Annotated in this window: 9 protein-coding genes; 6 read left to right on the top strand and 3 right to left on the bottom strand. The window is 63.8% G+C overall.

What is annotated here, in order from left to right; translation table 11 throughout:
- Nucleotides 1-8: 8 nt before the first annotated feature.
- Both ACWTU9_RS02890 and ACWTU9_RS02885 read right to left on the bottom strand, forming a co-directional pair.
- Nucleotides 9-1,691, bottom strand: coding sequence for a hydantoinase B/oxoprolinase family protein (locus tag ACWTU9_RS02890; RefSeq protein WP_455856997.1), 1,683 nt, complete (start codon nt 1,689-1,691; stop codon nt 9-11).
- A gap of 1 nt (nt 1,692) precedes the next feature.
- A complete protein-coding gene (locus tag ACWTU9_RS02885) occupies nt 1,693-3,777 on the bottom strand; it encodes a hydantoinase/oxoprolinase family protein (protein WP_455856996.1) in 2,085 nt (694 codons plus the stop codon).
- A 221-nt stretch (nt 3,778-3,998) separates the two neighbouring features.
- On the opposite strand from ACWTU9_RS02885, the gene ACWTU9_RS02880 reads away from it, so the two are divergent.
- The 5 genes from ACWTU9_RS02880 (at nt 3,999) to ACWTU9_RS02860 (ending at nt 10,524) form a co-directional block, all read left to right on the top strand.
- A complete protein-coding gene (locus tag ACWTU9_RS02880; protein ID WP_455856995.1) occupies nt 3,999-4,826 on the top strand; it encodes a ferredoxin--NADP reductase in 828 nt (275 codons plus the stop codon).
- A 213-nt stretch (nt 4,827-5,039) separates the two neighbouring features.
- Nucleotides 5,040-6,089 (top strand): deoxyribose-phosphate aldolase, encoded by a 1,050-nt coding sequence (gene deoC / locus ACWTU9_RS02875; protein ID WP_454587448.1) that lies wholly within the window; start codon nt 5,040-5,042, stop codon nt 6,087-6,089.
- A gap of 68 nt (nt 6,090-6,157) precedes the next feature.
- Nucleotides 6,158-8,530: an aldehyde dehydrogenase family protein gene (locus ACWTU9_RS02870; protein ID WP_455856994.1), complete on the top strand. Its 2,373-nt coding sequence runs from the start codon at nt 6,158-6,160 to the stop codon at nt 8,528-8,530.
- A gap of 277 nt (nt 8,531-8,807) precedes the next feature.
- Nucleotides 8,808-9,539 (top strand): SDR family oxidoreductase, encoded by a 732-nt coding sequence (locus ACWTU9_RS02865; RefSeq protein ID WP_455856993.1) that lies wholly within the window; start codon nt 8,808-8,810, stop codon nt 9,537-9,539.
- A gap of 139 nt (nt 9,540-9,678) precedes the next feature.
- Nucleotides 9,679-10,524, top strand: a complete 846-nt coding sequence (locus tag ACWTU9_RS02860) for a fumarylacetoacetate hydrolase family protein (protein ID WP_455856992.1) — start codon at nt 9,679-9,681, stop codon at nt 10,522-10,524.
- A 96-nt stretch (nt 10,525-10,620) separates the two neighbouring features.
- On the opposite strand, the gene ACWTU9_RS02855 is transcribed toward ACWTU9_RS02860, so the two are convergent.
- On the bottom strand, nt 10,621-11,640 hold the full coding sequence (locus tag ACWTU9_RS02855; RefSeq protein ID WP_455856991.1) for an LLM class flavin-dependent oxidoreductase: 1,020 nt from the start codon (nt 11,638-11,640) through the stop codon (nt 10,621-10,623).
- Nucleotides 11,641-11,970: 330 nt separating this feature from the next.
- On the opposite strand from ACWTU9_RS02855, the gene msuE reads away from it, so the two are divergent.
- Nucleotides 11,971-12,528: an FMN reductase gene (msuE, locus tag ACWTU9_RS02850; RefSeq protein ID WP_455856990.1), complete on the top strand. Its 558-nt coding sequence runs from the start codon at nt 11,971-11,973 to the stop codon at nt 12,526-12,528.
- Nucleotides 12,529-12,579: the final 51 nt, after the last annotated feature.

The raw sequence follows: 12,579 nt of genomic DNA, 5'->3' as shown, positions 1-12,579 counted from the left end.
TTGGCGTATCAGACTCCGAACAAGTGTCTGGCTTGCTCTTCGGTATAATAGCCAAGCCGGACATCCTCGGCGATCAGTTTCGGATCGCGCTCATGCGGATCGCCATAGCCGCCGCCACCTGGCGTGCCGACGCGCACGCGGTCGCCGGCCCTGAGCGCGATGTCCTGCTCCTTGGACAGATGCGGCGGCACATGTTCTTCGCCGCCCCGGACCACGGTCACTGTATTCGGTGCGCCATCCTTGCCGCCCAGCGCGCCTTGCGGGCCGAAGCGGCCATGGTCCATGACAAAGGAGGCACGCGCCTCGCCGCGCAAGATCTCTACCTCATAGGCCAGGCCGAAACCGCCGCGCTGCTTGCCGGCGCCGCCCGAGCCTTCGCGCAAGGCGTAATGGCGGTAGAGCACGGGAAACGCCTGCTCCATGATCTCGACCGGCGGCGATTTCGAAATGCCGATGGTCGAGCAGCCATGGGTCAGCCCGTCATGGCCGGCATTGCCGCCATAGCCGCCGCCGGAAATCTGGTACATCACATAGTCGCGGCCGCGTGCCGGGTCGTTGCCGCCAAGCGCGAAATTGCCGCTGGAACCGGCGGGCGCCGCCGTCACCTTCTCCGGCAGCGCCTGCACCATCGCCGCGAACACCGCTTCGGCGATGCGCTGCGAGACTTCAGCCGCACAGCCGGAAACCGGGCGTGGGTATTTCGCGTCGAGGAAGGTGCCCTCCGGCCGCTTGACGATCAGCGGCTCGAAGGCGCCGGCGCTGATCGGCACGTCCGGGAAAATATGGCGCATGGCGAGGTAGACCGACGAAAGGGTCGTCGCCAGCACGCTGTTCATCGGCCCGGCGCAGGGCTTAGATGAGCCGGCGAAATCGAAGGTCAGCGTGTCGCCCTTCTTCTCCAAGGCGAGCGCGATGGTCAGCGGCTCGTTGACCACGCCGTCCGAGTCGACAAAGGCTTCGGAGTGGTAGGTGCCGTCGGGGATGGCCGCGATGTTGGCGCGCATCTGTTCGGCGGCGCGGCGGCGCAGTTCGGCGATCGCCTCGACGACAGTTTCGTCGCCGTAACGATCCAGGATTCCATTGAGCCGATCCTGGCCGATCAGCAGCGCCGCGGCCTGCGCCCGGATATCGCCGATGCGCTGGTCTGCAACGCGGATGTTGGAGCAGATGATGGCGTAAATCTCGGGATCGAGCACGCCCTTCTTGAACAGCTTGACCGGCGGCAGCCGCAGCCCTTCCTGTTCGACGGCAGTGGCCGATGCTGAAAAGCCACCCGGCACGGAGCCGCCAATATCGGGCCAGTGGCCGGTATTCGATAGCCAGCAAAATATCTTGCCGTTTCGATAGACGGGCATGGCGAAGCGGACATCCATCAGATGCGTGCCGCCAAGATAGGGATCGTTGACAATGTAGATGTCGCCCGGCTCGGGCGCCAGGCAGCGGCCGTCGGCGATCATCTCAATCACCGTTTTCGTCGAATACTGCATGACGCCGACGAACACCGGCAGGCCCTGGCTGCCTTGCGCGATCAGCGATCCATCGACGGCGGAATAGATGCCGTCGGAGCGGTCATTGGCCTCGGCGATCACAGGCGAGAAGGCGGCGCGCGAAAAGGTCAGGTCCATTTCGTCGCAGACCTGCTGGAGGGCTGCCTGGAGGACCGAAAGCGTGATGGCGTCGAGCTTTTGCATCTCAGGCCTCGCCGATGTCGATGATGATGTTGCCGTCGGCGTCCGAGCGCGCGCGGTCGCCGGGTTCGAGCACGGTGGTGGCGTCCATCTGCTCGAGGATCGCCGGCCCCTCGATGACGGCATCGAGCGGCAGCATTTCGCGCGCATAGACCGGCGTCTCGTGCCAGCGTCCGGCATACCAGACCGGCCTGATCTCGCGCCGCGCCTCGTCCAGCGTTTTGGCGCGCCCGGCCGGGTCGATCAGCCGCGACAGGTCGATCGCCGGGCGGACGCCGGTCACCGAGGTGTTGAGATTGACCAGATTGGCGCGGATCTCCGGCAATTCGACCTTGAAGCGAGCGAAATAGGCCCTTTCGAACAGCGCTTGCAGTTCGCTCCGGGTCACCGACGAAGACGGCAGCGCCACGTTGATGATATGGGTCTGGCCGACAAACTGCATGTCGGCGGAATGGGTGACGCGGATCGTTTCCGGCTTCACCGCTTCCTTGCCGATCAGCTCCTCGCCTTCGCTACGGTGGCGTTCCAGCACCTCGCGAAGCCTGGCTTCATCGAGCACGGCGACCGGCTGGTTGATGGTGTTGACGAAGTCGTGGCGCAGATCGGCGACGACGCAGCCGAGCGCGTTGGTGATGCCTGGGCGCGCCGGCACCAGCACGCGAGGCAGGCCGAGTTCACGCGCCAGCGCGGAGGCGTGCAGCGGCCCGGCGCCGCCAAAGGCAAACAGCGCGAAATCGCGCGGATCATGGCCACGCGACACCGAGACCATGCGGATGGCGCCGGCCATTTTCATGTTGCCGAGCCGCAGGATTGCGCCCGCCGCCTCGACGCCGGAGAGCCCGGTGGCCTTGCCGATTTTGTCTTCGAAGATGCCGGTGACGCGCTCGACGGTGACCGGATTTTCGACCGCCAGCAGCTTCTTCGGCGCCAGCCGTCCGAGCACCAGATTGGCGTCCGTGATGGTCGGCTCCAGGCCGCCGCGGCCGTAGCAGATCGGGCCGGGATTGGCGCCGGCACTTTCCGGGCCGATCTGGATCAGGCCGGCCGCATCGACGCGGGCGATCGAGCCGCCGCCGGCGCCGACCGTATGCACCGCCACCATCGGCACATGGATCGGCATCGCATATTCGATCTCGATCTCGTTGGAGACCGCAGGCTCCGCATTGCGGATCAGCGCCACGTCTGTAGAGGTGCCGCCCATGTCGTAGGTGACGAGGTTCTCGAAGCCGGCGCGCTTGCCCGTATAGGCGGCGGCGATGACCCCGGAGGCCGGGCCGGACATCACGGTCTTGGCCGACTCCCGGGTAACGAAGCGGGCCGAGATCATGCCGCCATTGCCGTTCATGATCAGGAAGTCGCGGGCATAGCCTTTGGCAGCCAACTCCGTGCGCAGCCGCTCGACATAACGCTCGAGGATCGGCTGCACCGAGGCGTTGACCGCGGCGGTCACCCCGCGTTCGAATTCGCGTGCTTCCGACAGCAGCGCATGGCCGGTGGTGATGTACCCATTCGGCCAGAGTTCGGCGGCAATTTCGGCGGCGCGCCGCTCATGCCTGGGGTTGGCATAGGAATGCAGGAAATGGATGACGAGGGATTCGCAGCCGATGTCGACCAACGCCTTCACCGCCGCGCGCATCTCTTCCTCGTCCAGCGCTGTGCGCACTGCGCCCGAGGCCTCGACGCGCTCCGACACTTCGAGCCGGAGATCGCGCGGGATGATCGGCACGAAGCTTCCGGTCATGCCGTAGGGCTGTGGCCGTGTGCGGCGGCCAAGCTCAATCACATCGCGAAATCCGCGTGTGGTGATCATGCCGGTTTTCGCCAGTCGGCGCTCCAGCACTGCATTTGTTGTGGTGGTCGTGCCGTGCACGATGAGGTCGATGCCGTCTATGCCAAAGCCGGTGGCGCCAAGCGCTGAAACCACGCCGAAAGCCTGGTTGTCGACCGTGGTCGGCGTCTTGGCGATATGCACCTTTCCGCCGTCTTTTCCGTCGATCAAGATGAGGTCGGTAAAAGTTCCGCCGACATCGATGCCGGCAACGACGTTACCCAGGGAATCCGGCTGCTGCACCGAAAAATTCTCTTTCATTGTCGAAACCCGAAATGGCAGGACTACGAATATGCCACAGTTTGGAAAGCTGTTTTAGCGTGGTATCTTGACACAAATATCGTTTGTATACTAATAAATTTCGGACACAAGAGCTTACCGCTTTGGAGTGTGTGAACAGCACGCAGGGACCTGAATGGTCCGGGCGCGCAGGAGAGAGTTTGGCGCTCACGTTTCCGAGCAGGGCCAGAAGGTTGGATTTGATGAACACAACAACCGCGTTCAACACCGCCGGCGCCCGTCCGCTGGAATTTCCGATTCCGGCCAATGTCTATGCCGAAACCGTCGTCTCGGTGAGGCACTACACCGACCGCCTGTTCTCGTTCCGCATCACCCGGCCGCAGTCGCTGCGCTTCCGCTCCGGCGAGTTCGTCATGATCGGCCTGCCCAATGCCGAAAAGCCTGTATACCGCGCCTACTCGGTGGCAAGCCCGGCTTGGGACGAAGAGCTGGAATTCTTCTCGATCAAGGTGCCGGACGGTCCGTTGACCTCGCATTTGCAGAAAATCCAGGTCGGCGACACCGTCATCATGCGCCAGAAGTCGACCGGCACGCTGGTGGTCGACGCGCTGACCCCGGCAAAGCGCCTGTTCATGATCTCGACCGGCACCGGCATCGCGCCTTTCGCCAGCCTGCTGCGCGACCCCGACACTTATGAAAAGTTCGATCAGCTGATCCTCACCCACACCTGCCGCGACAATGCCGAACTGATCTATGGCCAGGAACTGGTGGCCGCGCTTGAGAACGACCCGCTGATTGGCGAACTGACCGGCGGCCGCGTCACCCTGTACAATTCGACGACCCGCGAAGAGTCGGCGCGCATGGGCCGCATTACCGCGTTGATCGGCTCCGGCAAGTTCTACGCCGACCTCGGCATCGAGAAGCTCAATCCGGAAACCGACCGCATCATGATCTGCGGCTCGATGCACATGCTGAAGGACGTCAAGGAACTGGCCGAAAGCCTCGGCTTCCATGAAGGTTCGCTCAGCCATCCCTCGACCTTCGTCGTCGAGCGCGCCTTCGTCGGCTGACATCAGCCGGCGCTTCGGCGCCTCCGCTGTCGGATTCGCGTTTTGACCATGTGGTCAAAATTCAGCTGCTTTCGTCGCCTTTTTCCGCTATGACCGCTTGAAGGACTCGTGAAGCATCGATTCACGGTCTATCTTCGGCGTGTGTCGCCCCAAACCGCCCTGCGGTTCGGGAGGAACGACACGGCGTAAAATCGTCGAGCGAAAGGGCAGGAGATGAGCAGCACAATCCGCGAAGCCGATCTCGGCGCGTCCAAGGTCACGCCGTTGCCGGCGCGGGCGGCAGCCAACACGCCTGTCCCACAGTCGCACGGCATTGCCCGCAACACCGGCATGCGGCTCGATCTAGGCTTCATGGAATCGGTGCGCTCAGTCAACCGCTCGGCGCTGGAGCGCCGCGTCGCAAGCCTGACCAAGCGCCGCTCGATCAAGGCCGACAACCAGGCTGCCTGGCTGTTGCGCGCCGTCTCCTGCATGGATTTGACGACGCTGAATTCCAACGACACCGAAGAGCGCGTGCGCCGGCTCTGCGCCAAGGCGATCAACCCGTTCCGCCGCGACATCGTCGAGGGACTTGGCATAGAGGGCGAAAAAATCCGCCCGGCTGCGGTCTGCGTCTATCATCCGTTCGTCGCTACGGCTGTTGACGCCGTGCGCGGCACCGGCATCCATGTCGCTGCCGTCTCCACCGCCTTCCCGCATGGCCTCGCGCCGCTGTCGACGCGCCTTCAGGAGGTCGAGGCATCGGTCCGCGATGGCGCCGACGAGATCGACGTCGTGATCCCGCGCGGCCTGGTCTTCGGCGCCAAATGGCAGGAGCTCTACAACGAGATCGTCTCGATGCGCGAAGCCTGCGGCGATGCGCATTTGAAGGTCATCCTGGGCACCGGCGATCTCGCCACGCTGCGCAATGTCATGCTGGCCTCGATGGTGGCGATGATGGCCGGCGCCGACTTCATCAAGACCTCGACCGGCAAGGAGAGCGTCAACGCCACGCTGCCCGTTGGGCTGGCCATGGTGCGCGCCATCAGGGCCTATTTCGAGGAGACCGGCTTTCTCATCGGCTTCAAGCCGGCCGGCGGCATTTCCACCGCCAAGGCTTCGCTCGACTGGCTGGTGCTGATGAAGGAAGAGCTCGGACGGCCGTGGCTGGAGCCCGACCTGTTCCGCTTCGGCGCCTCAAGCCTGCTGACCGACATAGAGCGCCAGCTCGAACACCATCTGACGGGGCACTATTCGGCCAATCATCGCCACGCGATGGCGTAAAACCCCCCACCCCGATCGGCTTTGCCGATCGACCCTCCCCACAAGGGGGAGGGTGAAGGAGGCACCACATGAACATCCTTGAACGCTATCACGCCATGGAATACGGCCCGGCGCCGGAAGCCCGCAACGAGGCCGATGCCTGGCTCGCCGCGCGCGACTTCGGCAAGGCGCTGTTCATCGACGGTGCCTGGAAGGCCGCTGCGGGCGGCAAGACCTTTGACACCAGCGAGCCGTCATCCGGCAAGCTGCTGGCCAAGGTGTCGGATGCCGGCGCTGCTGATATCGACGCGGCCGTTGCCGCAGCGACCAAGGCGCTGCCGAAATGGTCGGCGTCCTCTGGCTACCAGCGCGCCAAAGTGCTCTACGCCATCGGCCGCGCCATGCAGCGGCATCAGCGCCTGTTCGCGGTGCTTGAGACAATCGACAACGGCAAGCCGATCCGCGAAAGCCGCGACATCGACGTGCCGCTGGCCATCCGCCATTTCATCCATCATGCCGGCTGGGCGCAGGCGCTGGACAAGGATTTCCCCGGCCACAAGGGTGTCGGTGTCGTCGGTCAGATCATTCCTTGGAATTTCCCGCTCCTGATGCTGGCCTGGAAGATCGCGCCGGCCCTTGCCGCCGGCTGCTCTGTGGTGCTGAAGCCGGCCGAATTCACGCCTCTCACCGCTATCCTGTTTGCCGAAATCTGCGAGCGCGCCGGCGTGCCGAAGGGCGTCGTCAACATTGTCCAGGGCGGGCCGGAAGCGGGCGTGGCCATCGTCAACCATCCCGGCATCCAGAAGATCGCCTTCACCGGCTCCTCCGAAGTCGGCAAGATCATCCGCAAGGCCACTGCCGGGTCCGGCAAGAAACTGTCGTTGGAACTCGGCGGCAAGTCGGCCTTCATCGTCTTCGAGGATGCCGACCTCGACAGCGCCGTCGAAGGCCTCGTCGACGGCATCTGGTTCAACCAGGGCCAGGTCTGTTGCGCCGGCTCGCGTCTTCTGGTGCAGGAAGGCATCGCCGAAGCCTTGATCGCCAAGGTCAAGGTCAGGATGAGCCGGCTGCGCGTCGGCAGCCCGCTGGACAAGAACACCGATATCGGCCCGCTGGTCGACGCCACCCAGCTCGACCGGGTCAAAGGCTTGGTCGCCGAAGGCGCAAAACAGGGCGCCGTCTGCTGGCAGCCGGATGCCGCACTGCCCTCCTCCGGCTATTTCCATCTGCCGACGCTCGCCACCGGCGTTTCGCCGGCTAACATATTGGCGCAGGAGGAAGTGTTCGGCCCGGTTCTGGCAACCATGACTTTCCGCAACACCGAGGAAGCGATCGAGCTCGCCAACAACACGCGCTATGGCCTCGCCGCCTCGGTGTGGAGCGAGAACATCAACCTTGCGCTGCATGTCGCGCCGCAGCTGAAGGCCGGCGTCGTCTGGGTCAACGGCACCAACATGTTCGACGCCGCCTGCGGCTTCGGCGGCTACCGCGAAAGCGGCTTTGGCCGTGAAGGCGGGCGCGAGGGCATGTTCGAATATCTTACGGCAAAGCTGCCGCTTGGCCCGGTGGTCAAGCCGGCGGCGTCTTCGGCACAGCCTGTCGAGCAATCGGATGGCGGCGCCATCGATCGCACGGCAAAGCTGTTCATCGGCGGCAAGCAGGTGCGGCCCGATGGCAATTATTCGCTTGCCGTCGCCACCGCCAAGGGCAAGCTCGCCGGTGAAGTTGGTCTCGGCAGCCGCAAGGATATCCGTGATGCCGTTGCGGCGGCGCGCGCCTGCAAGGCCTGGCCCGAGGCGACCGCCTACAACCGTTCCCAGGTGCTCTATTACCTCGCCGAAAATCTGTCCGGCCGAGCCAATGAGTTCGCCGCCCGGCTTGCCGAACTCACCGGCGCCAACGCCAAGGCCGCGCGGGAAGAAGTGGAGCAGTCGATAGAGCGCCTCTTCCTCTATGCCGGCCTCGCCGACAAGTTCGAGGGCAGGGTGCATCAGCCGCCCGCCCGCGCGGTCACGCTCGCTCTGCACGAGCCGGTCGGTGTCGTCGGCATCGTCGCACCCGACAGCGCGCCACTGCTCGGCCTGATCTCGCTGGTGGCACCCGCACTCGCCATGGGCAACACCGTGGTTGCGGTGCCGTCGGAAAAATACCCTCTGCTCGCCACCGATCTCTATCAGGTGATCGAATATTCCGACGTTCCGGCCGGCGCCATCAACATCGTTACCGGCCGCACGGCGGAACTTGCCGGCGTGCTGGCCAAGCACGACGATGTCGACGGGCTCTGGCTGTTCGCCGACGCCGACACCTGCGCCAAGGCGGAGGCCGACTCGATAGGCAATCTCAAGCGGGTCTGGACCGGCAATGGCCGCAGCCTCGACTGGGCATCCGATGAAGCCGCCGGCGATGCCCTGCTGCGGCGCGCCGTCGAGGTCAAGAACGTCTGGGTTCCTTACGGCGACTGATAGGCACTTCGTGCCCTCAACAAACCAAGGCAGCGTGACTCATTGTCCTGTTGTCATACATGTTGTTGCGCCAGAGCAAATCATATCCATTACATGGGCGGTCACGAAGGTGATCACGTTCGGGGCTTGACGCCCGGGCAAGTGTTCTTTAACCAGAAAAAACATTTATATTCGTGGACCGATGGATAGCGCAGGCCGCATAGTCGCGCCTGTCTGGCACAGGACGCCCCGGTCAGCCTTCCGTAAATCCGGTTGACCAAGAGGCGAGGAGAAAAGCATGGCGGATCTGGCGGGCAAGGTCGTTGTCGTCACGGCGGCGGCGCAAGGCATCGGCAAGGCGAGCGCGCTGGCCTTCGCCAAGGCAGGCGCCATCGTCCATGCCACCGACATCAACGAGGCGCTGCTGGCCGAACTCGCCAGGTCATCCGGGATCAAGACACGCAAGCTCGACGTTCTCAATGATGATGCCGTGACATCGGGCTTCGCCGAAATCGGCCGCGTCGACGTGCTGTTCAACTGCGCCGGCTTCGTTCATTCAGGCTCGATCCTGGAGATGAAGGAGGCCGATCTCGATTTCGCCTTCAACCTCAATGTCCGCGCCATGATCCGCACCATTCGCGCCGTGCTGCCCGGCATGCTGGAGCGCGGCGACGGCTCGATCATCAACATGTCTTCGGTTGCCGGCGCCGGCAAGGGCGTGCCCAACCGCTTCGCCTATGGCGTCACCAAGGCGGCCGTGATCGGTCTCACCAAGGCAATCGCCGCCGACTATGTGGCCAAGGGGATTCGCTGCAACGCCATCTGCCCCGGCACTGTCGAAAGCCCGTCGCTGCAGGACCGTATGCATGCGCAGGGCGACTATGACGCGGCGCGGGCCGCCTTCATCGCCCGCCAGCCAATGGGCCGTCTCGGCACGCCCGAGGAAATCGCCGACCTTGCCGTCTATCTCGCCGGTGCCACCTACACGTCGGGGCAGGCCTACAATATCGACGGCGGCTGGTCGATCTGAGCAATAGTCTCGATCCGCGGGATCGAGCAGTCCTTAAGTCCGGCTTGCCCAAGGTCGGATCCGATAGCCAGAGTCCGCCCCTCGTCGCGTTGGCGGAGTGAGTTTGAAAACGGCCTTGGGCCGCAATTTGGAGAGCAAGATGAAACTGCTGCGCTATGGCGAGATAGGGAATGAACGCCCCGGTCTGCTCGATGCGGATGGAACGATCCGCGATCTTTCAGGTCATGTCTCCGACATTGCCGGCAAGGCGCTCGATCCGGCATCGCTCGAGACATTGTCGAAGCTCGATCCGAAGTCGCTGCCGGCGGTGTCTGGCAGCCCACGGCTCGGCGCCTGCGTTGCCGGCACCGGCAAGTTCATCTGCATCGGGCTGAACTATTCCGACCATGCCGCCGAAACCGGCGCCACCGTGCCGCCGGAGCCGATCATTTTCATGAAGGCCAGCTCGGCCATCGTCGGCCCGGATGACGACGTGCTGATCCCGCGCGGCTCGGAAAAGACCGACTGGGAGGTCGAGCTTGCCGTGGTCATCGGTAGAAAGGCAAAATATGTCAGCGAGGCCGATGCTCTCGACTATGTCGCCGGCTATGCCGTCGCCCATGACGTGTCCGAGCGCGCCTTCCAGGCCGAGCGCCAGGGCCAGTGGACCAAGGGCAAGTCCTGCGACACATTCGGCCCGACCGGCCCGTGGCTGGTCACCAAGGATGAAGTGGCCGACCCGCAGAACCTGAAAATGTGGCTGACCGTCAACGGCAAGACCATGCAGAACGGCTCGACCAAGACCATGGTCTACGGCGTTGCCTATCTCGTCTCCTATCTCAGCCAGTTCATGTCGCTGCACCCCGGCGACATCATCTCCACCGGCACGCCGCCCGGCGTCGGCCTCGGCATGAAGCCGCCGGTGTTCCTAAAGGCCGGCGACGTGGTTGAGCTCGGCATCGAGGGGCTCGGCCAGCAGAAGCAGACATTCAAGGCAGACGCGTAACAGCGTGATCTCTCAGGAGATGCATTAACCAATCGGCCGGGCCGTCATCGCTAATGACTGCCCGGCCGTATTTGCTTGAACAACGGCTATTGGTTGTCAGCGCCAGCCGAGAGCCGGCGCGACGTGCTTCAGGATCGCCTCGATGACATGGGCGTTGTATTCGACGCCGAGCTGGTTGGGGACGGTCAGAAGCAGCGTGTCGGCCTCGGCGATGGCTTCGTCCTCTTTCAGCTGCTTGACCAGCACATCAGGCTCTGCCGCGTAGGTGCGGCCAAACACGGCGCGCTTCTCCGGCTCGATGTAACCAAAGTGATCCTCGCTGTCATTGCCGCCGAAATAAGCGCGGTCGCGGTCATCGACCAGCGCGAAGATGCTGCGGCTGACCGATACGCGCGGCTCGCGCTTATGCCCGGCAGCTTTCCATGCCGCACGATAGGCGAGGATCTGTTCGGCCTGCTGGATGTGGAGCGGCTGGCCACTTTCGTCGAACTTCAGCGTCGAGCTTTGCAGGTTCATGCCGAGCTTTGCCGCCCATTCGGCTGTGGCATTGGTGGCGGCGCCCCACCAGATCCTGTCGCGCAGGCCGGCCGAAAGCGGCTCCAGCCGCAGCAGCCCAGGAGGATTGGGGAACATCGGCCGCGGATTGGGCTGGGCAAAACCTTCGCCGCGCATCACATCCAGGAAAACCTCGGTGTGCCTGCGCGCCATGTCGGCATCGCTCTGGCCTTCCTGCGGCACGTAGCCGAAGTAGCGCCAGCCGTCGATCACCTGTTCCGGCGAGCCACGGCTGATGCCGAGCTGCAGCCGGCCGCCGGCAATCAGGTCTGCAGAGCTGGCATCCTCAACCATATAGAGCGGATTCTCGTAACGCATGTCGATGACGGCGGTGCCGATCTCGATGCGGCTGGTGCGGGCGCCGACCGCCGCCAGAAGCGGAAACGGCGACGACAGCTGGCGGGCAAAATGATGGACGCGGAAATAGGCGCCGTCGGCGCCGAGTTCCTCGGCGGCAACGGCCAGGTCGATCGACTGCAAAAGCACATCGGCTGCCGAGCGCGTCTGCGACTGCGACGAGGGCGACCAATGGCCGAAGGAAAGAAAGCCGATCTTTTTCATGCGTGCATCCTGTTCTTTGCAGGTCCCTACTTCGTCGCCCCCGCGATTGGGTTCAATCGACTCTCAAGCAACGCAGTGTCAATGGCGCCGACCCTTGACGGCTGCGTCACAATACCCATTGGCGTGCAAGGCACCCGGATTGTCCATTTGTCGGAGCCAGCGGATATCGACCGGCATCGGCCGCGCCGCTTTTGGGCCAAATGAACCAAGGAAAGGCGATGTGCCGCAAACTCCATTCGCTTGACGGGCTGGTTTTGAAATCTTCTCGCTCATTTAATTCTACAAAATCGGTAGCCTTAATGCACATACCGTCGTGCAAGGAGCCGCAAAATGTCGAGAAAGCTGGTGGTGGGGTTGTCTGGCAACCTGACCCGTCCGTCCAAGACCAAGGCTTTCGTCAGCCACATTGCCGGCGAAGTGGCGAGCCGTGCCGGCGCTGCCTTGAGCGTTTTCGACATCGAGGATCTCGGCCCGTCCTTTCCGCTCGCAAAGAACCTTGACGATCTCGATCCGGCGGCCCACGCCATTGTCGACCAGCTGCTGGCTGCCGATGTGCTGGTGGTCGGCTCGCCGACCTTCAAAGGCAGCTATACCGGTCTGTTCAAGCACTTCTTCGACCTGCTCGACCCGTCATCGCTGCGCGGCAAGCCGGTCATCCTGGCGGCGACCGGTGGCGGCGAGCGCCATTCCCTTGTCGTCGAGCACCAGTTGCGGCCGCTGTTCGGCTTCTTCGAAGCGCAGACCTTGCCGACCGCGATCTACGCCTCGGACAAGGATTTCGCCAATGGCGTGCTGGTCTCCGAAGCCGTCCAGGCGCGAGCCCGGCAGGCAGTGGCCGAGGCATGCCGCGTGGCCGGCGTGCCCTACAGCGTCGTCCGCGCCGCCTGAAGATCAGCATGCAACCTCCCTTCCCGCATCGACCAGAAGGACGCGCCTGCA

It is taken from the genome of Mesorhizobium sp. 128a (assembly GCF_053848025.1).
This window is presented reverse-complemented; position numbering and strand designations above follow the sequence as displayed.